This is a genomic window from Luteibacter sp. PvP120 (assembly GCF_054055715.1).
In genome coordinates this window covers 488,949-513,771 of sequence record NZ_JBSRXP010000002.1, presented here as the reverse complement: position 1 = coordinate 513,771, position 24,823 = coordinate 488,949, and the positions used below count along the sequence as shown (strand labels likewise).

Below are 24,823 nucleotides of genomic sequence, written 5' to 3'. Positions count from 1 at the left end.
TGCGGCCCCGGGCGAATGGTCAGCGCGGCTGCGTACCCCGCGTCATGGCGGTCTGACGGGTGAGTTCGAGCCGGTCGGCATAGGTATCGACACGCAGCGGAAACACGCGCGGCAGCGCCGATACCCAGCTGTCGATGGTATCGACCTGCACCGTGCCGGTAAACGTCAGCCTGCCCAGCGCCGGGTCCGCGATGTGGATGGGGCGTGCGCTGTAGCGGTTGATGTTGTCCACCACCGAGGACAGCGGCTCGTCGACGAACGCCAGGCGGTGCGCGCGCCAGGCGGTGGCCGTGGCCGGATCGACATCCACGATGCGCATGGCCTGGGTCGCGGGATCGAAAGAGACTTCGCGGCCGGCGCCCAGTTCCACGGTGCCATCGTCGCCCTGTGCCGCGGAAGGCGACACGCGGACGCGTCCCTCGGTGACCGCGACCGTCACCCGGTCGCCCGTGCGCCGCACGTTGAATGCCGTGCCCAGGTCGCGGATGCGCAGGGGGCCGGCGTTGACCACGAAGGGGCGTTCGGCGTGGGCCACCTGGAAGAAGGCTTCGCCGGCGTCGAGGTCGATGGCGCGCTCGTCGCGACCGTAGCGTGCCGTGACCGACGTGGCCCCGCCCATCTCGATACGGGAGCCGTCGGGCAGGGCGATGTCGCGGTGGCCGGCCCGCTCGCTGGCATAGTGCCCGGCCGACACGCCGGGCAGGGGCCGCCACAGGAGGAAGGCCCCGGCACCGAGCACGACCAGGGCGGCCAGGGCCGCCGCCACGCGGACAAGATGCGCACGTGGGGAGCGCGGCGTGGCCGCAACCGGTGCATACCGCTGGAGGAAGCGTTCCCGCATCGACGGCGGCATGCCGGCGGCCTCTTCGGCCAGCGCGGAGACGCGCGCGAAGGCCTCGGCGTGGCGGGGATCGGCCGCCAGCCAGTCGCTCCATGCCAGCAGGGTACGTTCCGGGAGATCGGCGGCGCGCAGGCGCACCCACCAGTCGGCGGCGCGGTGTTCGAGCGAGTGATCGGGGCTGGGTGTGGCGGTCATGAGGGGTTCTCCGCGCGATCGCGGCGTTCACGGCAATGCGCCAGGGCGTTGCCGACGTGGTAGCGCACCATGCGCTCGCTGAGTTTCATATCCCTGGCCACATCCGCGAATGCGCGCCCGTCGATCACGTGCATGACGAAGGCGCGGCGGGTCTTCGGCGGCAGTTCGTCGAGCGCCCGGCGCAGGTCTCGCCATTGCTCGAGCGCCGCGGCGTGCTGCTCGGGAATCGGCGTGACGTGCCAGTCGTCGGCGTCCGGGTCCACCGGCGCCAGCGCACGGACGTTGCGCATGCGCAGGCGGTCCACGGCCAGGTTGGCGGCCGCGCGGAACAGGAAGGCGCGGGGCGAATCGATCGTCGTGGCGGGGTCCAGCGCCAGCAGCTTCAGGTACACCTCCTGGGCCACTTCCTGGGCATCGGCCAGCGAATTCAGCCGGGCCCGCAGGAAGGCCACCAGGGCGGCATTGTGCTCGCGGAACAGGCCGACCACCTGCGCGGCACGCGTCCCGCCGGGTGAGGCGCCCGCCTCGGATCGATCCATGGGTTGTCTGACCGCATTCATGGGACGGGAATCTATGGTCGCACGGTGGGAAATCGACGCCCGTACGGGCAGGAACGAGCGCCGATTTCCGCACCGGCGAACACCCTAGACGTGCGGGCCGCAAAAAATTGAAATGCGACCCACCCCGCAGCGGTAAGCCATTCGTCAGCGCGGGCCGGGGAAGGTCGGCTACGATGGCCGCCGACTCCGGCCAGCCCGCGCTTTTCATGCACTCGAACGACGATCGATCACGCCGCGACTTCGCCTGGTTCATGCTCATCGCCCTGGCCGTGCTGGCGGCGGGCATCGGCCTTCGCGACCCCTGGCCGCCGGACGAACCGCGCTTCGCGCTGGTGGCCCGGCAAATGCTCGAATCCGGCCAGTGGCTGTTCCCTCACCGTGGCGCGGAGCTGTATTCCGACAAGCCGCCGATGCTGATGTGGACCGAAGCCGCGTGGATGTGGCTGACCGGCGGCTGGCGTGGGGCCTTCCTGCTGACCTCGCTGCTGTCCGGCCTGGGCACGCTGGCGCTGGTGGGGTATGCCGGGCGTCGCCTGTGGAACGGCCGCACCGGCCTGTATGCGGCGATCCTCGTGCTTGCAACGATGCAGTTCATCGACGTGATCCGGCACGCGCAGATCGACCCGCTGTCGTTGTTCTGGATCACCGCCGGCAACGTCGGCATCCTCGTGCACTGCCTGCGCGGCCCGGACTGGCGGATGTACTGGCTGGGCTGCTTCGCCGCCGGCCTGGGCGTCATCACCAAGGGCGTGGGCATCGTCGCCCTGTTGATGCTGCTTCCGTACGTGGTCATGCGCGTCCGCCAGTGGCCCGGCATCACCCGTACGCAGGGCGACGGCTGGCGCTGGGCAGGCGGTGCGTTGGCCTTCCTGCTGGCGATATCGCTGTGGCTCGCGCCGATGCTGGTGGCCGCCTACGGGCTGCGCACGCCCGAATACCTGGCCTATGTGCAGGACATCCTGTTCCGGCAGACCGCGGAGCGTTACGCCAATTCCTGGCAGCACGCCGAGGCGCCGTGGTTCTTCCTCGGCGTTATCGTGCAGGACTGGCTGCTGGTGTGGCTGCTGGTCCCGCTCATGCTGCCGCGCTGGCGCGAGGCGCTGCGCCTGCGCGAGCCGCGCGTGTGGATGCCGCTGGTGTCCTGCCTGCTGATCCTGGTGTTCTTTTCCATCCCCCGTGGCAAGCGGGCGATCTACATCCTGCCCGCGCTGCCGATGCTGGCGCTGGCCATGGCGCCCTACCTGCAGGACCTGCTCAAGGCGCGCTGGCTGCAACGGCTGGCGCTCGCTGTCACCGTCGCCTGCGGGCTGGTGTTCGGCGGCGTGGGCCTGTGGGCGCTGCTGGCCCATCCCCGTGCCGCGCAGAAAATGGCGGCGCGCTACGAACTGGCCGATGGCGGGCAGGTGCTGTGGATCGCGCTGGTCGTCATCGGCGCGCTGTTTTTCGTCTGCGCCGCCGTCGGGCGGTCGCGCCGGGGCGTGCTCGCCCTGCTGGCCGGCATGGCGGCCGGCTGGATCGCCTGGCCGCTGATGACCTACCCGGCGCTCAACGACAACGAATCGGCCCGGCAGGTGATGCAGCGGGCCGACCAGGCGATCGGCCCGGACGGCCAGCTGGGCCTGGTGCTTTGGCGCGAGGAAAACCTGTTGCAGGCCGTGCGCCCGGTGAAGGAGTTCGGGTTCAGTCGCAGCGCCCCCGCGCAGCTGGCCGACGCCCGTGCGTGGCAGGCGCAGGACCCGGCACACCGCTGGCTGCTGGCGACCGACGAGGCACTGGACGGCTGCGTGGTGAGCGGCCAGGCGCAACGGCTGGGCACGGCCAACCACCTGGATTATTTCCTGTTGCCGTCCTCGGCGTCCCGGCCGGGCTGCACGCCGCACCCTTAAGCAGGGGCGGCGCAGTACCTCGGCGGAGCGCGCGTGTCAGCGGGAAGGCGCCTCGGCGCGGGTGCGTTTCAGCATCCGCTCGTATTTCTTCGTGGTGCGCGAGGCGTTGTGCGCGCGGCTCATCGAGCAGTGAGGGATGATGTTCTTCTCGCCGAAGCCGTCGATCATCACCAGCCGCGGGCCACCACCGCGCGAATCCTCGCCGTAGACCACGTTCCAGGCGTGCAGGTCGGCGGCGATGACGTTGTGCGCGAGCAGGCGCGCGTGGAATGCCTCCAGCTCGGCCTGGGTGGTGGCGGTGAACCCTTCGGCCTTGACCCAGTCGTGCAGCGTGATGGCCAGGCCGCCATCGGGACCGCGCACCTTCTCGACCACCTGGCCCAGGCCGATGTCGGTCATCTCGAGGCCGACCACGCGGGCGATCGGCACGCTGTCGTAGCCGCCGGTATGGATGGCGGTGACGTACTCGCGGAACTCGCGCACGAAATCCTTGTACGGGCCGCTGCGGGCCCGCCGGCGATACCACGGGGCGGCGTCCCAGCGTTCCTTGATGGACGCTCCCGAGATCACCTTGATCAGCAGGTCGGGCCGGTCGGGATGCTGGTACACCTCGCGCACGTGCCCGGTGGCGATCGGCGTCGCCTCGGCCAGTCTGAACATCGCAAAGATCCTCGTGCGGCGGGCCGAAAGCCGGCCGTAAGTCGTTCGTCTGGCGCACAGTGTAAAGTCATGCGCCTGTAACCTGGCATTTTCACACGCGTGGCGACCCGCCGCGCCTGCTCCGGACCTCCATCGTGCGCAAGCTCACCTGGCGTTTCATCGCCGCCGTCCTCGTTTTCCTGACGCTTTCGCGCGTCGCGCTTTCCGCCTGGCAGTGGACCCGCGTCCACGATGCCGGTGGCCTGTGGCCCGTGCTGCTGGGCGGCTGGCGCATCGACCTCTCGCTGCTGGCGATGGTGGTGGCCCTGCCGGCGCTGCTCTCGCCATGGCTGGGCCATCGGCGCTGGCCCACGCGCATCGCGGCCTGGTGGCTGCGCCTGTGGTGGCTGCTCTATGCGCTGCTGGAAGTGTCCACGCCGCAGTTCATGGTCGAGTACGACACGCGGCCCAACCGGCTCTATTTCGAATACCTGACCAGCCCGCACGAAGTCGCGGCCATGCTGTGGAACGGCTACAAGCTGTCGGTGGGCCTGGGCCTGGTCGCCTTCGCGCTGATCGCCTGGATCGGCTTCCGCCTGTTGCCCACCCGCCAGCCCGACCGCCGGCCCGTACGCGGATGGATGCGCCCGGTGGCCACGGTGCTCACCTTCGCCGTGCTGTTCCTGGCCGCGCGCGGCACCTTGCAGCATCGTCCGCTGAACGCGTCGCAGGTGGCCTTCACCAACGACGCGATGGTCAACACGCTGCCGCTGAATTCGCTCTACAACGTGCTCAACGCCGCCCTGGCGCTGGGCAACGAACGTTCGGCGTCGGCCGTATACGGCAAGATGCCGGACGACGAGATGAATGCCATCGTGCGTCGTGCCGCCGGCCTGGACGGCGCGCCGCTCGATCCGCAGTACCCCAGCCTGCACCGCCAGGAACCGACGCGGCAGGGCGACAAGCCGCTCAACCTGGTGATCATCCTGGAGGAAAGCCTGGGCGCGCAGTTCGTCGGCAGTCTGGGCGGCGCGGGCTACACCCCGGAGCTGGACAAACTGTCCAACGAGGGCTGGTGGCTGGAGCGCACCTACGCCACCGGCACGCGCAGCGCGCGCGGCCTGGAGGCGGTCACCACGGGTTTCCTGCCGACGCCGGCCGAGGCGGTGCTGAAACTGCCGCGCAGCCAGCGCGACTTCTTCACCCTCGGCGCCTTGCTGGATACCTTCGGCTACCACACGCGCTTTCTCTACGGCGGTGAAGCCCACTTCGACAACATGCGCTCGTTCTTCTACGGCAACGGCTTCAACGAGGTGGTGGACAGCGCTACCTTCAAGACCAAGCCCGCGTTCGTCGGCTCGTGGGGCGCATCCGACGAGGATATGTTCAACGAACTGCACCAGCGGCTGCTCGACGACGGTGAAAAACCCACGTTGACCGTGGCCTTCTCCGTCTCCAACCACACGCCGTGGGAATACCCGTCGGGCCGCATCACGCCCGAGGGCGATCCGGCCAGCAACGCGAACGCGGTGCGTTACGCCGACTGGTCGATCGGGCGTTTCTTCGAGCGCGCCAAGCAGTCGCCGTACTGGAACCACACGGTGTTCCTGATCGTGGCCGACCACGATGCCCGCGTGTTCGGTGCCAGCCTGGTGCCGGTGCGTCATTTCCATATCCCGGCCCTGATCCTGGGCGCGGGCGTGCCGGTGAAGAAAGACGAGCACATCGTCAGCCAGGTGGACCTGGCGCCCACGCTGCTGTCGCTGATCGGCATCCGCAGCGAGCACCCCATGCTGGGTGCGGACCTGACACAGCGTTACCCGGATCGCGCGATCATGCAGTACGGCGACAACTACGGTTACCTCAAGGGCGACCAGCTGATCGTGCTGCGGCCCAACCAGGCGCCGACCCAGTATCACTACCTGCTCGACCATGAGTACTCGGCCGACGGCGAGACGCTGCAGCCGGAAGCGGTCGATCCGTCGCTAGAGAAGACGGCCCTTGCCCATGCGCTGTGGCCCAGCTGGGCCTACAGCAAGCAGCGTTACCGCCTGCCGCCGAAGGAAAAGTAGGGCGTGTGGCTGCCGCGGCGTTCAGGGCCGCGGCAGGGCCCGGGCCACCGTCTCGGTAAGCGCCGCGTACGTGAACGGCTTGGCCAGGCGGGGCAGGTCGTCGCCGGCACCGCCGGCGATGTCCGCATAGCCCGTGACCAGCACCACCGGCAGGGCCGGATCGTGTTCGCGCACGCGCTGGGCCAGCTGCGTGCCGGTCATCTGCGGCATGGCATGGTCGGTGACCACGAGATGGACCCGCGTGCGTTCGAGCAGCCGTAGGGCTTCGGCACCGGAGCGCGCCGCCAGCACGCGATAGCCCATCGCTTCCAGCATCTCGATCGTCGTCGCGCGCACCAGGTCGTCGTCGTCCACGGCGAGGATCACCCGTGTCTCGTCCGGAGCCGTCGCAGCGACTGCGGGCACCGGTTCGATCGCCAGGCCCGACGTGGCGGCAGGCGTCTGCGCATCCACCGCCGGCAGCCAGATTTCCGCCGTGGTGCCGACATCGGGCCGGCTGGACAGGATCAACGTGCCGCCCAGTTGCTCGGCCAGGCCGTGCACCATCGACAGGCCCAGCCCCGTTCCCTTGCCCACGCCCTTGGTGGTGAAGAACGGCTCGGTCGCCCGCTTCAGGGTCGCCTCGCTCATGCCCGAACCGGAGTCGGTCATGGAGAGGCGGACGTAACGCCCCGCCGCCAGCGCGCCATCGTCGGCGGGTACCTGCACCTCGTCGGTGGCGATGGTAATGGTGCCCACGCCATCCATGGCATCGCGTGCATTCACCGCCAGATTGAGCAGGGCCGATTCCAGCTGGTTCACGTCCGCCTCCACCACCGCCGGTTGCGCGCCGAAGCGCGTCTCGACGATCACGGTGCTGCCCAGGGCGCGTTGCATCAGTTCGGTCATGCCCTCGACCAGGTGGCGTACGTCGACGCGTTCGGAGGTCAGCTCCTGCCTCCTCGCGAAAGCCAGCATCCGTCGCGTCAGTACCGCGCCGCGTTCGGCACCGCTGCGCGCATTGTCGACCAGGCGCATCAGCAGGGGATCGGGCGGCATGCGTTCGCGCAGCAGCTCGAGGCTGCCCTGCACGGCCATCAGCAGGTTGTTGAAGTCGTGCGCGATGCCGCCGGTGAGGTTGCCCAGCGCCTCCATCTTCTGCGCCTGCATCAGGGCCTGTTCGGCCTGCATCAGCGCCGCGGTGCGTTCGCGCACCTTTTCCTCCAGCGATTCGCGGAAGCGCCGCTCGCCATCGCGCACGGCCGCCTCGGCGCGTACGCGCTCGATGTGCGCCCAGGAACGCTCCACCACTTCCGTCAGCAGGGCCAGGTCATCGGGCTGCCAGACCCGCGGCTCGCGCTGGTGGATCGCCATCAGCGCGGTCAACCGGCCGCCGCGTATCAGCGGCATGCACACCGTGGCCGCGGCACCGAGGGCGCCGAAGGCCTCGGCTTCCTCGGCCGACAGTTCGGCATGGCTGTCGTTGAGCACGAACGCCTCGCCCGCGGTGAGCCGCGTGACGGCCAGGCGCCCGAAATCGGTGAGCGTGTATCGCCCTACGATGCTTTGCGATCCCGGCGCGGCCCAGTCGCCACGGATGGTGAAGGCGTTCTCGTCGTCGTCCATATCGGCATAGGCGCAGATGGACACGCCGAGGTACTTGCCCAGCATGCGCGTCGTGGTGGCCAGCAGGGCATCCGCGTCCGTGTAGCGGGCCGTGGATTCGCGCAGCGTGTCCAGGAAGCGCAGGCGTGCCTCGTTCGCACGGATCGACTGTTCCGCCCGCACGCGCTCGGAGGTTTCCACCACGATGGCGATGACACCGGCCGGCTGGCCGGATTCATCGATCACCGGCGAGTAATCCAGGTTCATCCACACCGGCTCGGGTCGGCCGTGGCGGTGCAGCGTGAGCTCCTGGTCCTTGTAGGCCAGCGTGCCGCCGGCCAGGCCGACACGCATCACGTTGTCGTTGAACTCGGCGACTTCGCTCCAGCCCTCGCGCACCTCGGAGCCGAGCAGGTCGGGATGACGCTTGCCGGCGAACAGGGAGTAGGCATCGTTGTAGATCATGTAGCCCCGCTCGCCCCACAACAGCACGATGGGCACAGGCGAACGCAACAGCAGGCCAGTGGCCGTACGCAGGCTCTGCGGCCAGTCGGCGAGGGGTCCCAGCGCGGTGCGGGACCAGTCGAACGCCCGGATGAGCGCACCCGTTTCGCCGCCGTCGTCCAGCCAGGATCGATCGGGAAGCGAATCGGCGGGGTTACGGGACATGGACATCACATTCCGTCGGCGGGGCGGTCGGGGACCAGTCTAGGAAGGGCGATGTGATGGCGACCGCAAGGTCATGCGACGGCATGTCAGTGCACGCGACCACGGGCCTGGTCGAGCACCCGGCACAGCGTTTCCACGCCGGGCAAGATGGACGGCGACGGCAGGACGAGGGTGGGTGCATCCAGGGCGATCACGTTGCCGTGCTTCACGGCGGCGAGGAACGGCGTTTTCCGCCAGGCGGCCAGCGACTCCGTCGCCTCGGTGCCGGCGAGGATCACCTCGGGATCGCGGGCCAGCACGGCTTCGCGGCTCACGGTAGGCGCCGCCTGGGTCAGGTCGGCGAAGAGGTTGCGACCACCGCACAGGGTGATCGCATCGTCGACGATCTGGGCATGCCCGATCGTCATCAGGGGCCTGTCCCATACCTGGTAGAACACGCTGATCTTCGCCTTGCCGGCGTAGCTCGCGCGCAGGGCGGCCAGGCGGGCGTCGAAGGCATCCGCGTTGCGACCGGCCACCGCGGTCGTGCCGGCCAGCACGCCGAAGCGACGGGTGGCATCGGCCACGTCGGCCAGCCGTGTCGTCTCGGCGAAGAACACCGGAATGCCCAGGCGGGTCAGCTTGTCTACCTGCGCGGCCGGCGTGCCGCTGCGCCATACCACGATCAGGTCGGGCTTCAGCCCTACGATGCGTTCAAGGTCCAGCATCGTGGCATCGCCCACCACCGGGATGTGCTTCGCCGCCGCCGGGTGCTCGCTGAAGCGCGAGGTGCCGACCACGTAGTCCCCGGCGCCGGCGGCGAATAACGCGTCGGTGATGTTGGGCGCCAGGCTGACGATGCGATGCGCCGGCTGCGCCAGCGTCACGCGGTGGCCCGCGTCGTCGGTGACGCTCACCGAGGCGGCGGCGGGAAGCGCGAACAGCAGCGCCAGCAGGAGGCAGATACGGATCATGGGGCGTTACCGTCGAGGCGTTCGGCGCGGAAGAACAGCTCGTCGCCGAGCGTCACGCCATGGATCGGATGGTGGAAGGCGGCGGACAGGTGGGTGCTGGTGATGACCGCATCACGTGGCCCGGCCAGCGCGCCGCCGCGGCCGTCCAGCAGCACGGCGTGCGTGGCGTGCTGGTAGGCCAGGTTGATGTCGTGCACGGTGTAGACGACGGACGTGCCGTGCACGCGCGCCACGCGCATCAGTTCGTGCAAGGCCTTCATCTGGTGGTGAAGATCGAGCGACGACAGCGGTTCGTCCAGCAGCATGATGTCCACGTCCTGCGCGAACAGCGTGGCGATGTTCACCCGCTGGCGCTCGCCGCCGGACAGCGTGGTGACGTCGCGGTCGGCCAGCGGCTGCAGCGCGAACGTTTCCAGCGCCTGCCGCGCCGGCCCGGCGTCGTCGTCGCCCCAGGCCCAGAACGACAGCCGTGGGTGGCGCGCCGATACCACCGCCTCCATCACCGAGAGGGAAAAGGCATCCACCACGGCCTGGGGCAGGAAGCCGCGTCGGCGCGCGAGGTCCAGTGGCCGCCAGGCAGCGATGTCGCGATCGTCCAGCGACACGCGACCGCGATCCGCCGGGCGCAATCCCGCCAGCGTGCGCAGGAGGGTGGACTTGCCGGCGCCGTTGGGGCCGAGCACGCACCATACCTGGCCGGCATCGACGGTCATGTCGAGGGAGCCGACCAGTTCCCGCCCGCCCATGGTCAGGCCGAGGGCCGCGGCGACCAGGCGATGGCTCATCGGCGGCCCACCAGCAACACCATGAAGGTGGGCACGCCGATCACCGCCATCACCGCACCCACCGGCAACTGGATGGGCTCGGCAACGATGCGTGCCAGCACGTCCGCCACCACCACTACGATGCCGCCGCCCAGCGCGCAGGCGGGCATCAGTACGCGCTGGTCGTTGCCGACCAGGCGCCGCAGCGCGTGCGGCACCACCAGCCCGACGAAGCCGACGGTGCCCGCCGTGGTCACGGCCACGGCCGTGGCCAGCGAGGCGACGAGGAAGATCGCCGCCTTCACCAGCGGCGGCCGCACTCCCAGCGCGCTGGCGGATTCCTCGCCGCGCAGCAGCAGGTTCAGCGGCCGGCCCAGCGGTGCCATCAGCAGCACGCCGGCGAGCAGGCTGGCGATGGGCACCCACGGATCGGCCACGGCGCTCAGGTCGCCCATCATCCAGAACAGCATGCCGCGAAGGTTCCGGTCCGGCGCCAGCACCAGCATCATGCTGACCACGGCGCCGAACCCGGCGCCCAGCATCACGCCGATCAGGATCAGGTCGGTGGCGTCCTCCCGGTGCGCGGCGCGCTGTCGCGACAGCAGGTCGCGATGGGCCAGCACGAACACGGCGACACAGGCGACCAGCGCGCCGGCGGCGGCCCCCAGCGTCGTGACGACGGCACCCGCGCCGGCCAGCATCGCACCCAGCGCGCCGACGGACGCGCCGCCGGACAACCCCAGCGTGTACGGATCGGCCAGCGGATTGCGCACCAGGATCTGCATGAGGCAGCCGGACAGCGCCAGCAGCCCGCCCACGCCGTAAGCGGCAAGGGAGCGCGGAATGCGCAGCTCCCACACGATGGCGTGCATCGGTGTATCCACGTCGTGCCACAGCGCCTGCCACGAGGCGGCCACGGTGGACTCCGCCCCGCCCAGCAGCACGGAAACCAGAAGCACCGCCAGCGACGCCAGCAGCATGCCCGACCAGAGCCTCATGGCCGAGGCGAACGTGGCCGTGCGCGGCATCCGCGTTGTCCTGCCCTTGCTTGGCACCTGCACCCGGCTCCCGTAGCGGCTTGGCAGGATAAAGGATTCACGCACGCATGGCTTACCATTCCTCTTTTCGTACGTGAACCGGAGCCCCGTCATGCCCTACCAAGCCGCCGCCGATCGTTACGACGACCTCATGCCTTATCGCCGCTGCGGTCGCAGCGGCATCGACCTGCCGGCGATCTCGCTGGGCCTGTGGCAGAACTTCGGCGGTGCCGACGTGTTCGAGACCGGCCGTGCCATCCTGCGACGCGCGTTCGACCGCGGCGTCACCCATTTCGACCTGGCCAACAACTACGGCCCGCCGTACGGTTCGGCCGAAGAGAACTTCGGCCGCATCATGGCCAGCGACTTCGCGCCGTATCGCGACGAGCTGGTCATCTCGTCGAAGGCGGGCTGGGACATGTGGCCCGGCCCGTACGGTGGCATCGGCGGCAGCCGCAAATACCTCATTGCCAGCTGCGACCAGTCGCTGCGGCGCATGGGGCTGGATTACGTCGATATCTTCTACTCGCACCGCGTCGATGCCAGCACGCCGCTGGAGGAAACCATGGGCGCGCTGGCGCACCTGCACCGCCAGGGCAAGGCGCTGTACGTGGGTATCTCCAGCTATTCCCCGGAGCTGACGCGCAAGGCCGCCGCCATCCTGGCCGACGAGCGCGTGCCGCTGTTCATCCACCAGCCCAACTACTCGATGTTCAACCGCTGGATCGAGGATGGCCTGCTGGACACGCTGCACGACCTGGGCACCGGCTGCATCGCCTTCTCGCCGCTGGCGCAGGGCCTGCTCACCTCCAAGTACCTGGACGGCGTCCCCGCCGACGCACGCGCCACGCGCGAGGGCTCGCTCGGCAAGGAGCAACTCAACGCCACCAACCTGGAACGCATCCGCGCCCTGAACGTCATTGCCCAGGGTCGCGGCCAGACCCTGGCCCAGATGGCGATCGCCTGGACGCTGCGCGATCCGCGGGTCACCTCGTCGCTGATCGGCGCGCGCACGGTGGCGCAACTGGACAACTCGCTGGACGCCGTGAAGCGCCTGGACTTCAGCGACGCCGAGCTGGCCGAGATCGACCGGCACGCCAGCGACGGCGGCACCGACCTGTGGAAGGAATCGGCGCAGCTATAACCGGCCAGCGTGGTCGCCACGCTCAGTCAGGCGTGACGACCCACGCGGCATAGGCGGGCAAGCGTGCCCCCTCCAGCGTGGCCGTGGCCGGCAGGCATGCGTCGCTGCCGGCCAGCGTCCTGACCTTGCCCGGCATCAGGCCCTTCGCCAGCGGTTGCGCCTTGCCGCTGAAGTTGAGCATCACCAGCACCGGGCGGTCGCCGTCGCGGCGATAGACCAACACGTCGGGGTTGTCGGTATCGAGGAAGCGCATGGCGCCGTCGCGCAGCGCGGGGTTGTCACGACGCAGGGCGATCAGCTGGCGGTGCCAGCTGAGCAGTGAGTCCGGCCGTGCCGATTCGTCCGCCACGTTGATCGTGACGTGGTTGGGATTGACCGGCAGCCAGGTGTGCGGGTTGGTCGAAAATCCGGCTTGCGGCCCTGCCGTCCACTGCATCGGCGTGCGTTCGCCATCGCGGCCCTTGTCCTTCGGCCAGCCCGTGATGCCGACGGGGTCGCGCACGTCTTCCACGCGGGTGGGCGTGGCGGTGGTCATGCCGATGGGCGCGCCGTAATACGTGAGGGCCACGGCACGCGAGGTCAGCAAGGCGGCCGCCACCACCTTGGCGCGGGCGACATCGTGCTGGCCGTCGCCGAAGCGGTCGATGGAGCGCGGGTTGTCGTGGTTGTCCACCACCAGCAGCGGCTGCCCGTGCACCTGCTGCGATTCCTGCAGGCGCGTGCGGAACCAGCGCGCGTCGAAGCTGGCCTGCCAGCCGAAGCCCAGCTGCAGATTCATGGGCAGGTGCAGTTCGGGGGCGTCTTTCGTGCCGTACCACGCATCCAGCTGGGCGATGTCGGGCTCGTAGGTTTCCCCGATCAGCACACGCTGGCCGGGGTAGGCATCGACCATGGCGCGCAACCGGCGCATCACGCCGTGCACTTCGGGCAGCTTGTCGCTGTACAGCGATTGCAGGTTGGGCTCGCCCTGCGCATTGGTGCCGGAGCGGATGGGATCGTTGCGCAGGCGGGGATCTTCGAACAGCGTGGAGATCGCATCCAGCCGGAAGCCGTCCACGCCGCGATCCAGCCAGAACCGTATCGCGCCGAACATGGCTTTCTCCACCGCCGGGTTGCGCCAGTTGAGGTCCGGCTGCTGCACGTAGAAGCGGTGATAGTAGAACTGCTTGCGCGCGGGCACCCACTGCCAGGCCGAGCCGCCGAACACCGACTCCCAGTTGTTCGGCGGTGCCTTGCCGTCGTGGATGTTGCGTTTCTGCACGGCGGACAGCGTGGCGCCGGCGGCATCGATGCCGTCGTTCCATACGTACCAGTCGGCCTTGGGGTTGTCGCGCGACGCCGCCGAGGCCAGGAACCAGGCGTGTTTGTCCGAGGTGTGGTTCATCACCATATCGAGCACGACGTGGAGATGGCGCTTCTTCGCTTCCGCCTGCAGCCGGTCGAAGTCGGCCATGTTGCCGTACTGCGGGTCGATCGCTTCGTAATCGGCGATGTCGTAGCCGAAGTCCGCCTGTGGCGAGGGGTACATCGGCGCGATCCAGAGGGTATCGACGCCCAGCTTCTGCAGATCGTCGAGGTGGGCGGTGATGCCGTTCAGGTCGCCCACGCCATCGCCGTTGCTGTCGCCGAAGCTGCGCGGGTAGATCTCGTAGACCAGGGCATGTTGCCACCAGGGTGCGGCGGCGGTGCCGGTGCCGGGGGGCGCCGGGGCGGCGATCGCCGCGGAGCCGAGCCACACCACGCACGCCATGCCTGCCAGTCGGCGAACCATCCCCATCGACCCGTCCCCTCACTTGGAAGACCCCGGATGGTATCCCAGGGGGCGGCTTTTGCCGACGATCCATGGGTCGCCACCGTTCGCGTGTAAAATGGGCGTTTTTTCGCCAGCAGATACCGTGCAACGAGTACAGCGGACGAGCGTCCGTGGCCCCACGTTCATCCGCCTGCTGTCCCGTCTCACCGACGTCGACACCGCGCGTCCGAACATCGCCCTGCCGGACCGGCTGAGCCAGTGGCTCGACTGGACCCACGCGCTTGCCTTGTCCGCGACGCTGGACGGCCCGGCGGCTCCGTCGGCCGACGACCTCTCCCGGCCGCTGTCCGACGAGGTGGCGGAATGCGCGCGGGTGCGCCAGGCGCTGGGCGGCGCCATCGCCGGCGCCCGCGAACTGGTCGCCTCGGGCGACGACACGGGCGGCCTGGCCGACTTCGCCCCGTTCCGCCAGCGCTATCTCGTCCTGCAACGGTCCATGCAGGCGCAGACGGGCCAGCTGCGGGGTCGCCTGCGCGACAGCGTGGCGTCCGTGTCCGCCGATATGGCGCGCCTGGCCGGGGTCGATGCCGTCATGGAGGCGGCGCTCAGCCCGCGCGAGCAGGCGCTGCTGGGCCAGGTGCCGGGTGTGCTGGGACGGCACTTCGACCGGCTGCGCATCGCGGCCCAGGCCGAGGGCGTCGCAATCTGGCTGGATACCTTCCGCAAGGACATGCAGAGCGTGCTGCTGGCCGAACTCCACGTTCGCTTCCAACCGGTGGATGCGCTGCTCGCCGCGCTGCCCGCCCGATAACCGAGAAATCATGTCCCGAACTCCTCTTTACCTCGCCGTCTTCCTCGTGGGCCTGCTGGCCGTGTGCTGGATCGGCTTCGGCTACGTGGGCAGCAACCCGCTGGGTGCGGCCGTCGCGCTGCTGATCGGCCTGTGCTACCTGGCCGGTGCGCTGGAACTGCACCGTTACCGGCAGGCCACGTCCAGCCTGCGCCAGGCCGTGGACGACCTGACCGCCACGCCGCCCGGCCTGGGCGCCTGGCTGGAGCGCCTGCACCCCGGCCTGCGCACTGCGGTGCGCCTGCGTATCGAAGGCGAGCGCGTGGCCCTGCCCGCACCGTCGCTCACGCCCTATCTGGTCGGCCTGCTGGTGTTGCTGGGCATGCTCGGCACGCTGCTGGGCATGATGGCCACCCTGCGCGGTACCGGGCTGGCGCTGGAAAGCGCCACCGACCTGCAGGCGATCCGCGGCTCGCTGGCCGCGCCGGTGAAGGGGCTGGGCTTCGCCTTCGGCACGTCGATTGCCGGCGTGGCCAGCTCGGCCATGCTGGGACTGCTGTCCGCCTTGCTTCGCCGTGAGCGGCTGGAAGTGGTGCAGGCGCTGGATGCGAAGGCATCGACCACGCTGCGTGTGTTCTCGCAGGCGCACCGGCGTGACGAGACGTTCCGCCTGCTGCAGCAGCAGACCGAGGTGATGCCTGCGCTGGTCGATCGTTTGCAGGCGATGATGGCCAGCCTGGAGCAGCAGGGCGTGGCCGCGGGCGAGCGCCAGCTCGCCAGCCAGGAAGCCTTCCATGCCGCGACGGCCACGGTCTACACGGGATTGGCCGAGTCGGTTCGTGCGTCCCTGCAGGACAGCGTGGCCGAGAGCGCGCGTGCGGCCAGTGCCGCGTTCCAGCCGGTGATGGCAGCGACCATGGAGGGGCTGGCGCGCGAGACCTCGGCACTGCACGACACGGTGACCCACGCCGTAAAGGCACAGTTGGACGGCCTCGCCGCCGGCTTTGCGAAAAGCACCGCCGAGGTGGCGACGATCTGGCACGACGCCCTGGCCCGCCAGCAGGCCGGCAACGCCACCCTGGTGCAGCACCTGCAAGGCGCGCTGGACGACCACGGTGCCGCGCTGGCCACCCGCCACCACGAGGCGCTGGCCACGGCGGCGGCGACGTTCGACGCGCATACCGCCTCGCTGGTCCACGCGGTCAACCAGTCGCATGCGGAACTGCAGGACGTGCTCGCCTCGCGCGATGCCGCGCGCCTGGCCACGTGGAGCGACGCCCTGGCCGGGATGACCACCTCGTTGCAGGCCCAGTGGGAGGCCGCCGCCGCGGACGCGATCCGTCGCGAGCAGGCCATCTGCGACACGCTGGAGCGCACGGCCACGGCGGTGTCGGCCAGCACCGAGGCTCACGCCGGCGCAACCATCGCCGAGATGGCACGCCTGGTCGAGGCCGCGGCCGAGGCGCCCCGCGCGGCGGCCGAAGTGGTCGCGGAGCTGCGCCAGAAACTGTCCGACAGCATGCTGCGCGACACGGCCATGCTCGACGAGCGCAACCGTCTGCTGGCCACGCTGGAAACGCTGCTGGACGCCGTCAACCACGCGTCCACCGAACAGCGCACCGCCGTGGATGCGCTCGTCACCACGTCCGCCGACCTGCTCGAGCGTGTCGGCACGCGCTTCGGCGACCAGGTGGAGGCCGGCGCGCGCCAGCTCGACGCCGTCGCCGCGCAGCTCACCGGCAGCACCACCGAGGTGGCCGGCCTGGGCGAGGCCTTCGGCAGCGCCGTGCAGTTGTTTGGCCAGTCCAACGAGGCCCTGGCGGAGCGCCTGCAGCACATCGCCGGCGCACTGGACGGCGCGATGGCGCGCAGCGATGAGCAACTGGCGTACTACGTGGCGCAGGCCAGGGAGGTGGTCGACCTCAGCGTGTTGTCGCAGAAGCAGATCATCGAGGAAATGCAGCAGCTGGCGCGCCAGCGTGCGAGCGGGGCGGCCGACGCATGAGCGACGACGCCGAACTCGAAGGCGAAGCCGGCACGCCGATCTGGGCCGCGTTCGGCGACCTGATGTCGGTGCTGCTGGGCGCGTTCGTGCTGATCCTGGTCGGCGTCATCGGCATGCAGTTACAGCTCACCAGCAAGCTGGACGAAGCGGTGAAGCAGAAACAGGTGGAGCAGCAGCGCCGGCAGACGCTGGAGCAGGCCCTGGCCGCACCGATCGCCGCGGGAAGGGTCACGCTGGTCGATGGCCGCATCGGCATCCGGGGCAGCGTGCTGTTCGCGCTCAATTCCGACCAGTTGCAACCGGAGGGCCAGGAGGTGATGAAAAGCCTGGCCGGTCCGCTCACCGATTACCTGAAGACGCGCGACGACGTGCTGATGGTCAGCGGCTTCACCGACGACCAGCCCGTGCACGACGGCAACCGCCACTTCGTCGACAACTGGGAACTCTCGGCCCAGCGATCGCTCACGGTCACCCGCGCGCTGATCGCCGCGGGCGTGCCGGCATCGTCCGTGTTTGCCGCCGCCTTCGGGGCCGAGCAGCCGGTGGGCGCGAACACCAGTGAGGAAGGCCGGGCGAAGAACCGCCGCGTGGAGATCGCGCCGATGCCGCGGCCGTCCAAGCCGGCCGCCGGCGCGCCGTGAGCACTCCGCCGTCCTCGGTGCCTCGCGGCCCTCTCGGCCAGCTGGTCGACGCCCTCGCGGCCGAACGCGGCGGCACCTCGTCGTATCCGGAGCTGCCGCTGCTGGACGACTTCCAGCGCCTGTGGTCGCGGGTGCGTACCGAAAGCCAGCTGCGCCAGTCGCTGGCGCCGGTGCCCGAGAACGCCGGCCCGCTGAACTCGTCGGCCCTGGTGCATCGTGCCCTGGGCGTGATGCGCGACGTGTCACCCGGTTACCTGCAGCACTTCCTGGGCTACGTCGACGACCTGGCCTGGATGGAACGCGTGGGCGAGCGCGGCGGCCCGACACCCGACGGCGCGCCGCAACCGGCCACCATCGGCAAGCGCGCGCGGAAGAAACCGCGCAAATAATGCCCGCGGCGGATTACGCCACGGCCTTGGCCCATCTATAGTTCGCCGATGACGCCGACCGATCTTCCGAACGACACGCACGCAACCGACCACCACCCTGCCGGCCTGCGCATCATCGCGGTCTACAAGGCGGTCAAGACGATCGGTCTCATCATCATCGCCAGCGCCGCGTTCCACCTCGACCAGGAAGACCGCTTCCGGCACCTGGTCCACTGGCTGGAACACCTGCCGCTGACCGACAGCAACGACCTGCGCTGGAGCCTGGTGCACCTGCTCGAACAGATGGGGCCGGCCAAGGTCGAGGCGGTGGGCATCGTGGCGCTGGTGTATGCCGCCATTTTCGCCACCGAAGGCATCGGCCTGTGGATGCGCAAGCACTGGGCCGAGTGGTTCACCGTCATCGCCACCGGCTCGCTCGTGCCCGTGGAGATCTACGAATGCATCGTGCGTTTCGGCTGGCTGAAGGTTGCCGTGCTCGTCGCCAACGTGCTCATCGTGATCTATCTGGTTCGCCTCGCCATGCGACCGCGTGGTGGCGTGACGGACGCATCGGCGCTGCACGCGCGATAACGACAAGGGTGTGACCGATGGACGCACGGGCCTGCGCAACGCAGTGCCCGTGACGCGTGATGCCCGTGCATCCGTGCGGGCTTGCGCAGCGCGCGCCGGTTTGCGGCGCAGCTCACAAAAGGAGTGATGCGTGGCCTCCTTGCCGATTACGACGGGTCGCGTAACCCGGTTCGCGTGATACATCGTAACTGCACATTCCGAAGCCATCGTCGTGCGTCGTCCGTCCACACGTGGTTCGGCAGGTTTCGTTCGTGCGCTCCTCTTTTCTATTCACGCCCGGCATGCGCCCGGGCGCCAACGAGTTGCCTCATGAAACAGTCCTGGATATTCAAGCGTGTCTCCCTGAACCTGCATCGCCCCGATGGCGGCATCGACCTGCGACCGTGGCGTCCTGCCGCGGCCGTGCCGGAACCGGGCCAACCGGATATCGCCCGACGGCAGTTCCTTCGGGTCGGTGTTTCCGCGGCGGGTGGCGTCGGCCTGGCCAGCGTGGGCGGTAGCCTCGGGCTGTCCTGGTTGTTCGGCAGTACGGCCAACGCCGGCACGGTGGTCGCCGGCGGCATGCTGCCAGCCGCGAACGCCATTGCCGCGTCGGAAACCATCCTTCGCGCGCGCCGCGAACTGATCATGTTCCATGGCCAGTCCAACGCGGTCGGCACGGGTGGACGACCCGCGCTGACCTTGCAGCAGATCTACGCCAACGTGACCTTCAACGGCGGCGTGCGTCCGGGCACGGACGCCAGCGCCATGACCGGACTGGCGCCGCTCGTGGAATACGACGGCGGCCACGGTACCGGTGGCGAAGTCGGCACCAATGCCTGCGCGGACGGCCTGGTCGACTACACCGCCGCCCTTACCGGCGTGCCCGCGGCATCGCAGTACAGCCGCTATGCGGCCTTCACCAGCGGCGAGGGCGGTCGCCCGATCGGCTACTTCGCCAGCTTCCTCGACGACGACAAACTCGACGGCTACCAAGGCTGGAACAACAGCCGGTTGCGGCTTACCTCGATGCTGCGGCTGATGCGCGAAGAGGGCCAGCGCGACGGCAGCAACATCGCCTGGCTGGCCACCACCTGGCAACAGGGCGAAGCGGATTCCACGGGCCGTTCGGAAACGCGCGCCACCTACAAGAGCAAGCTGATCGCGCTGGAGCGCGCGCATTGGCAGAAGCTGTGCCAGGTGAACCTGCCGGAGCAGAGCTGGCGACCGCTGTGGCTGATCGGCCAGGTGTGCAGCCATAACAGCTACGGTGCCATGAGCCTGGCGTTCTGCAACCCGTTCATCGCGCTCGCGCAACGCGACGCCTGCCTGGCCAGTCCGTACCTGCGCATGGTGAACCCGCAGTACCTGTTCGACTACGCCGACGAAGCCGCTGTCGATCAGCCCATGCTGCACCTGACCAACGAAAGCCATCGGTGGCAGGGGCGTTACTTCGCGCGTGCGCTCTACCAGCTGATTCTCGATCGCTCGGCGGGCATCGCCCTGCGCAATCCCGCGCTCGACGTCGTGGCAGCGGTACGAGTCAGCGCCCGCACCATCAACCTGACCTTCAACGTGCCCTCCGGCGTGCTGACGCTGGATACGCGCTGGGTCGCGCCCACGCGCAACTACGGACTGGACGTGCGCGATGCCGACAACCGCATCGTGCCCGCCAGCCCCACCGACAACAACCTGATCGCGTCCGTCCGCGTGGTCTCGCGCGACACCCTGCAGATCACGCTGAAGACGGACCTGCCGTCCAGCGCCAGCAAGATCTCGCTGGGCTGGGGCGACCCCGCCGAGCCGGCGTCCATCGCCGGGCGCAACGGCGGGCCGCGCACCAACATCCGTGACAGCGCCGGCGACACCGACGTCTACGTGGCCAGCAACGGCACGACGCGTCCCATGCACAACTACGCGCTCGTCGCCGATGTCGCGCTGGGCTGGGTCAGGCGTGTGCAACCCACCGGTGAGTGGCACTTCAACGGCAACGCGCGCAGCGACGTGGTCGACCGGTCCGGCAGCGGCCGCGCGGCGCTCACGCTGATCGGCCGGCCCAGCTTCACCGCGTCCGGCACGCAGTCGGCCAACGGTACGCAGGGCTTCCAGACCGACATCGACGAGACCGCCAGCATGACGTTCGCGGCGGTGTTCTGCAGTCCCTACGGTGTCGGCCCCGGCAGCAACGCGGGGCGTGCGATCAGCACCTTCCAGGGATTCAGCCCGCGCATGGCGGGCCTGGCTCTGCAGCACTCGTACACGCTGGGCGCCACCGACGCGGAACTGACCAGCTTCCGGCTGGCGCTCACCGGTAGTGAGAAAGCCGTGACCACGGGCCCTGGCCAATCCACCGACACGCGCTACAAGCCGCGTTTCGCCATCGTGTCGGTGGATGCGGTGGCCGGCACCGTGCGCTTCCTCTGCCCCGCCTATGAAGACCAGCCGCGCGAGCAGGGCTATCCCGGCCTGCCGGCGCGGCCACTCAACGGCAAGGTACTGATCAACGCATGGAAGGACGGCGGCGACGCCGCGGGGCAGGGTGCGGTGCTGACCCGCTATGCCGCGGTATGGAACCGGGCGCTGAGCTTCGACGAGATGCTTGCGGAGTACGACTATGCACGGGGCCTGTTCGGCAGCGTGTGAATCATGGGGTCGCGCGCCCCGTGTGTACGCAATAAGGCGTAATCTTCGCTGGGTGGACCGCGCGTGCGCGGTCCACCCAGCGACGGCGATCCGCCGAAGCACTTATCGAGGAGACGCCGTGAGCAAGGGACTAGATTCGAAGAAGGGCGAGAAGAAGAAGCCCGCCAAGACCATGAAGGAAAAGAAAGCGGTCAAGGACGAAAAGAAGCGCAACCAGAAGTAACGGCGCGCTTCCCCCGACTCAGGCGTGGCTGGAGTAATCCATGCGCCTGAGGTCCTCCAGGAGGGTGGGGCCAGTGGGGTGCCAGTCCAGCGTCTCGCGGGTCCATGCGCTGGATGCGGCCATGTCCAGGCCGACGAACATCCCCAGCCAGCCGAAGTGATCGGCCGCCTTGTCGGCGTCGATCGATGCCACCGGCACACCCATGCCTTCCCCCAGCACCTGCGCGATATCGCGCGCGGGGATACCTTCCTCGGCCACCGCGTTGTAGCGCGCGCCCGGCGTACACCGCTCGATGGCCAGCCGGTACAGGCGCGCCACGTCCAGTACGTGCGCCGCGGGCCAGCGGTTCTGGCCATCGCCTACGTAACCCGACACGCGCTTCTCGCGCACCACGTCCAGCAAGGGGCTGATGAGGCCCTGCCTCACCGTATCGTGTACCTGCGGCAGCCGCACGACCGCCACGGCCACGCCCTGGGCCAGCAGTTCGTTGCCGGCCATCTCCGACGCGATGCGCGGGTTGGGATGCGCGGCGTCGAAGACATCCTCGGTGGCCAACCGGCCGGGTCCACGGCTGCCGATGCCGGTGCCCGAGGTGATCAGCAGGGGACGCCGCGTGCCGGCCAGTGCCGAGCCCAGCGCCTTGATCACCTGCCGGTCTTTCTCGCAGTTGGCCACGAACCGGCTGAAGTCGTGGTCGAACGCGGTGTGGATCACGGCATCGGCCTGCGCCGCGCCGGCACGCAGGCTGTCCAGGTCTTCCAGTTGGCCGTGGTGGACCTCGGCACCCGCCGCCCGCAGGGCCTCGGCCCCGGCGTCGGAGCGGGTCATGCCCAGCACCTGGTGCCCGGCCGCGAGCAGTTCGGGAACGATGCGCGAGCCGATGAAGCCGGTGGCGCCGGTAAGGAAGATACGCATGGGGATGCCTCAACTGGGGGTGTCGGGGTACGATGGTCCCGGCCCGGATACGGGTAAAGTAGTGACGTTATCGTGGTATAGAAACCAACAGGCTCGCCATGTCCGATCCCCTCGACAATCCGCTGGGCACCTTCCTGCGCGATCGCCGCACGCGGCTCGATCCGGCGAGCTTCGGCTTCGTCGGTGGCCGGCGGCGCACGAAGGGCCTGCGTCGCGAGGAAGTCGCCCAGCGCGCCAACATCAGCCCCACCTGGTACACCTGGCTGGAACAGGGGCGAGGTGGCGCACCGTCGGCCGAGGTACTCAACCGCATCGCCGTCGGCCTGCTGCTGACCGAGCCGGAGCGCGAGCACCTGTTCATGCTGGCGCTGGGGCGCCTGCCCGAGGTGCGTTACCGATCCTACGACGGCGTGACGCCACGCCTGCAACGCGTGCTGGATGCCCTGGGCAGCAGCCCGGCCTTCGTGCGCACCGCGCTGTGGGATGTCGTGGCCTGGAACGAGGCCGCTGCCGCGGTGTTCACCGACTACGGCCTGCTGCCGCCGGCCGAGCGCAACATCCTCCACCTCATGTTCGCCAACGCACGCGTGCGCGAGCACCAGGACGACTGGGAAAAGGTGGCCCGGTTCGTCGTGGGCGCGTTTCGCGCGGATGTCGCCCGTGCCGGCGCCACGGCGGAGATCGGCCAGTTCGTGGAAGACCTGGCCCGGGTCAGTCCGGAATTCGAGGCGATGTGGCTCGACAACGATGTGCGCGCGCACGGCGACGGCATCAAGCGGATCCATCATGCGGACCTCGGCGTGCTGGACCTGGAATATTCGGCGTTTGCCGTGGACGGCCGTCCGGACCTGCACGTCATCGTCTACAACGCGGTGTCCGCGGCGGATGCGGAACGCATTCGCGAGCGGGTCGAGGTTCGACGCGCGATGAACGGGCGAGCCGCCACGTGACCTTGTGCAGGCGCGTTCTTCATGGATGAAGCACGGTTCGCATCCCACCGCGTGATAGCGGGCGCGTTGCTGTTGCTCGTCGTGCTGTCCATCACGGTGCTGGTCGCGCCGCAGGCGCGGCAATCGTCGCCTGCAAAGGCGGCCAAGCCGGCGGTGCAGCCGATCATGCCGTCGGTGGATGTGTGGCTGAGCACGGCGGATCGCCGGCTCAAGCTGTCACCGCAGGACGCCGTCGCCATGAAGGCGCGCGATGGCACGACCGCCGACATCACGATCGACGCGGAAGTGGCGTACCAGAGCATGACCGGGTTCGGCGCCGCGATGACCGATGCCTCCGCCTGGCTGCTGCGCCACCGGTTGAACCCGCGCCAGCGCCACGCGCTGATGCGCGAGTTGTACGGTCCGCCGCCCGGCCTCGACTTCAACATGATGCGCCTGACCATCGGGGCATCCGATTTCTCTCGACACTTCTACACGCTGGACGATATTCCTTTCGGCGAGACCGATCCGGACCTGAAGCACTTCAACGTGGCCGAGAACCTGCCCGAAGTGATCCCGACGGTGCAGGAAGCGCTTGCCCTGCAGCCGGGCCTGCTTATCGTGGCCTCGCCCTGGAGCGCGCCGGCCTGGATGAAGTCCGAGGGCAACCTGATCGGCGGGCAACTGCTGGAGCAGTACGAGAGCGTGTATGCCGATTACCTGATCAGGTACCTCGATGCGTACCGTCACTTCGGTATTTCCATCTTCGCGCTCACCTTGCAGAACGAGCCGCACTTCTCGCCCATGACGTATCCCGGCATGCCGATGGATGCCGCCACGCGTGCCCGCATCATCGGCCAGTACCTGGGGCCGAAGCTTGCCGCACGGACGCCGCGCACGCGCATTCTCGACTGGGACCACAACTGGAGCCACCCGGAGGAACCGCTGGGCGTGCTGTCGAATCCCGACGTGGCCCGTTATGTCGACGGCGTCGCCTGGCATTGCTACGAGGGTAGCCAGCACGCACAGGGCACCGTGCACCGCGCGCATCCCGACAAGGACGCCTACATCACCGAGTGCTCGGGCGGCGACTGGGCGCTGAGCATGAACGGCGAACTGCTGTGGTTCACGCGCAACCTGCTGGTTACCGGCACGCGGCAATGGGCGCGTGGCGTCATCTACTGGAACCTGGCGCTCGACGAGGACCACGGCCCCCACTTCGGCGGATGCGCCGTGTGCAAGGGTGTGGTCACCATCGATTCGCAGACGGGCGAGGTGACCCGCAACGACGAGTATTACGCACTGGCCCATTTCAGTCGGTTCGTCGCCCCGGGGGCCGTGCGCATCAAGTCGAACGATACCGATGCCAGCATGGGTATCGCCAATGTCGCGTTCGCCAATCCGGTCGATGGATCGATCGTACTGGTGGCGGTAAACATCAAGACCGAGGCGCAGCAGCTGACGGTGGCGCAGGGGCGCAGCCAGTTCGCGTACACCTTGCCGGCGGAAAGCGTGGCCACGTTCGTCTGGCATCCGGACGTGCTGGGTACGTGGATACGACGTGTGCAGCGGTGGCTGGGCCCGGAGCGTGCGCCGCCGCGGGTGGAGTAGGGCGTTGCAGCGACATCCGCACGGTGAAGCG

Annotated in this window: 20 protein-coding genes; 11 read left to right on the top strand and 9 right to left on the bottom strand. The window is 69.0% G+C overall.

Going from position 1 to position 24,823, the window contains the following annotated elements; all coding sequences use genetic code 11:
• Nucleotides 1-19: 19 nt before the first annotated feature.
• Nucleotides 20-1,036 carry a FecR family protein gene (locus ACVKN3_RS06220; RefSeq protein WP_285403914.1) on the bottom strand — a complete coding sequence of 339 codons (1,017 nt, stop codon included), beginning with the start codon at nucleotides 1,034-1,036 and terminating at the stop codon, nucleotides 20-22.
• Nucleotides 1,033-1,575, bottom strand: a complete 543-nt coding sequence (locus tag ACVKN3_RS06215) for an RNA polymerase sigma factor (protein WP_285403916.1) — start codon at nucleotides 1,573-1,575, stop codon at nucleotides 1,033-1,035. The genes ACVKN3_RS06220 and ACVKN3_RS06215 overlap by 4 nt, the downstream gene beginning before the upstream one ends.
• Before the next feature lie 194 nt (nucleotides 1,576-1,769).
• On the opposite strand from ACVKN3_RS06215, the gene ACVKN3_RS06210 reads away from it, so the two are divergent.
• Entirely contained in the window at nucleotides 1,770-3,482 is a 1,713-nt protein-coding gene (locus ACVKN3_RS06210) for an ArnT family glycosyltransferase (RefSeq protein WP_354513509.1), read from the top strand.
• A 36-nt stretch (nucleotides 3,483-3,518) separates the two neighbouring features.
• Here the strand turns inward: ACVKN3_RS06210 and ACVKN3_RS06205 are convergent, their stop codons facing one another.
• Nucleotides 3,519-4,142 (bottom strand): YrbL family protein, encoded by a 624-nt coding sequence (locus tag ACVKN3_RS06205; protein WP_354513511.1) that lies wholly within the window; start codon nucleotides 4,140-4,142, stop codon nucleotides 3,519-3,521.
• A 134-nt stretch (nucleotides 4,143-4,276) separates the two neighbouring features.
• Between ACVKN3_RS06205 and ACVKN3_RS06200 the strand changes: the two genes are divergently transcribed.
• On the top strand, nucleotides 4,277-6,193 hold the full coding sequence (locus ACVKN3_RS06200; protein ID WP_285403922.1) for an LTA synthase family protein: 1,917 nt from the start codon (nucleotides 4,277-4,279) through the stop codon (nucleotides 6,191-6,193).
• Nucleotides 6,194-6,214: 21 nt separating this feature from the next.
• Here the strand turns inward: ACVKN3_RS06200 and ACVKN3_RS06195 are convergent, their stop codons facing one another.
• From ACVKN3_RS06195 to ACVKN3_RS06180, 4 genes are all read right to left on the bottom strand, one after another.
• A complete protein-coding gene (locus ACVKN3_RS06195) occupies nucleotides 6,215-8,446 on the bottom strand; it encodes a response regulator (RefSeq protein WP_354513513.1) in 2,232 nt (743 codons plus the stop codon).
• Nucleotides 8,447-8,532: 86 nt separating this feature from the next.
• Nucleotides 8,533-9,399 carry a cobalamin-binding protein gene (locus ACVKN3_RS06190; protein WP_354513515.1) on the bottom strand — a complete coding sequence of 289 codons (867 nt, stop codon included), beginning with the start codon at nucleotides 9,397-9,399 and terminating at the stop codon, nucleotides 8,533-8,535.
• On the bottom strand, nucleotides 9,396-10,184 hold the full coding sequence (locus ACVKN3_RS06185; RefSeq protein WP_051938510.1) for an ABC transporter ATP-binding protein: 789 nt from the start codon (nucleotides 10,182-10,184) through the stop codon (nucleotides 9,396-9,398). Before ACVKN3_RS06185 ends, ACVKN3_RS06190 begins: the two co-directional genes overlap by 4 nt.
• The gene (locus ACVKN3_RS06180; RefSeq protein WP_354513517.1) at nucleotides 10,181-11,191 is read right to left on the bottom strand and encodes a FecCD family ABC transporter permease; all 1,011 of its coding nucleotides are present in this window, start codon (nucleotides 11,189-11,191) and stop codon (nucleotides 10,181-10,183) included. The genes ACVKN3_RS06185 and ACVKN3_RS06180 overlap by 4 nt, the downstream gene beginning before the upstream one ends.
• 121 nt (nucleotides 11,192-11,312) lie before the next feature.
• Between ACVKN3_RS06180 and mgrA the strand changes: the two genes are divergently transcribed.
• The gene (mgrA, locus tag ACVKN3_RS06175; protein ID WP_285403931.1) at nucleotides 11,313-12,344 is read left to right on the top strand and encodes an L-glyceraldehyde 3-phosphate reductase; all 1,032 of its coding nucleotides are present in this window, start codon (nucleotides 11,313-11,315) and stop codon (nucleotides 12,342-12,344) included.
• A gap of 22 nt (nucleotides 12,345-12,366) precedes the next feature.
• Here mgrA and ACVKN3_RS06170 read toward each other — a convergent pair whose 3' ends face one another.
• Entirely contained in the window at nucleotides 12,367-14,121 is a 1,755-nt protein-coding gene (locus tag ACVKN3_RS06170) for an alpha-glucosidase (protein ID WP_354513519.1), read from the bottom strand.
• Nucleotides 14,122-14,212: 91 nt separating this feature from the next.
• Here ACVKN3_RS06170 and ACVKN3_RS06165 point away from each other — a divergent pair, with 91 nt between their 5' ends.
• The 6 genes from ACVKN3_RS06165 (at nucleotide 14,213) to ACVKN3_RS06140 (ending at nucleotide 21,114) form a co-directional block, all read left to right on the top strand.
• The gene (locus tag ACVKN3_RS06165; RefSeq protein WP_354513521.1) at nucleotides 14,213-14,908 is read left to right on the top strand and encodes a DUF3348 domain-containing protein; all 696 of its coding nucleotides are present in this window, start codon (nucleotides 14,213-14,215) and stop codon (nucleotides 14,906-14,908) included.
• A gap of 10 nt (nucleotides 14,909-14,918) precedes the next feature.
• Complete coding sequence (locus ACVKN3_RS06160) at nucleotides 14,919-16,892, top strand: DUF802 domain-containing protein (RefSeq protein ID WP_354513523.1); 1,974 nt, start codon at nucleotides 14,919-14,921, stop codon at nucleotides 16,890-16,892.
• Nucleotides 16,889-17,533 carry an OmpA family protein gene (locus tag ACVKN3_RS06155; protein WP_036138457.1) on the top strand — a complete coding sequence of 215 codons (645 nt, stop codon included), beginning with the start codon at nucleotides 16,889-16,891 and terminating at the stop codon, nucleotides 17,531-17,533. The genes ACVKN3_RS06160 and ACVKN3_RS06155 overlap by 4 nt, the downstream gene beginning before the upstream one ends.
• Nucleotides 17,530-17,922, top strand: a complete 393-nt coding sequence (locus ACVKN3_RS06150; RefSeq protein ID WP_456991380.1) for a DUF2894 domain-containing protein — start codon at nucleotides 17,530-17,532, stop codon at nucleotides 17,920-17,922. Before ACVKN3_RS06155 ends, ACVKN3_RS06150 begins: the two co-directional genes overlap by 4 nt.
• Nucleotides 17,923-17,970: 48 nt before the next feature.
• Nucleotides 17,971-18,492 carry a DUF2127 domain-containing protein gene (locus ACVKN3_RS06145; protein WP_354513525.1) on the top strand — a complete coding sequence of 174 codons (522 nt, stop codon included), beginning with the start codon at nucleotides 17,971-17,973 and terminating at the stop codon, nucleotides 18,490-18,492.
• 309 nt (nucleotides 18,493-18,801) lie between these two features.
• Nucleotides 18,802-21,114, top strand: a complete 2,313-nt coding sequence (locus tag ACVKN3_RS06140; RefSeq protein WP_354513527.1) for a hypothetical protein — start codon at nucleotides 18,802-18,804, stop codon at nucleotides 21,112-21,114.
• Between the two features lie 241 nt (nucleotides 21,115-21,355).
• On the opposite strand, the gene ACVKN3_RS06135 is transcribed toward ACVKN3_RS06140, so the two are convergent.
• The gene (locus ACVKN3_RS06135) at nucleotides 21,356-22,252 is read right to left on the bottom strand and encodes an SDR family oxidoreductase (protein ID WP_354513529.1); all 897 of its coding nucleotides are present in this window, start codon (nucleotides 22,250-22,252) and stop codon (nucleotides 21,356-21,358) included.
• Between the two features lie 98 nt (nucleotides 22,253-22,350).
• On the opposite strand from ACVKN3_RS06135, the gene ACVKN3_RS06130 reads away from it, so the two are divergent.
• Nucleotides 22,351-23,202, top strand: coding sequence for a helix-turn-helix transcriptional regulator (locus ACVKN3_RS06130; protein ID WP_354513531.1), 852 nt, complete (start codon nucleotides 22,351-22,353; stop codon nucleotides 23,200-23,202).
• Between the two features lie 21 nt (nucleotides 23,203-23,223).
• Entirely contained in the window at nucleotides 23,224-24,792 is a 1,569-nt protein-coding gene (locus tag ACVKN3_RS06125) for a glycoside hydrolase family 30 protein (RefSeq protein WP_354513533.1), read from the top strand.
• The last annotated feature ends 31 nt before the right edge of the window (nucleotides 24,793-24,823 follow it).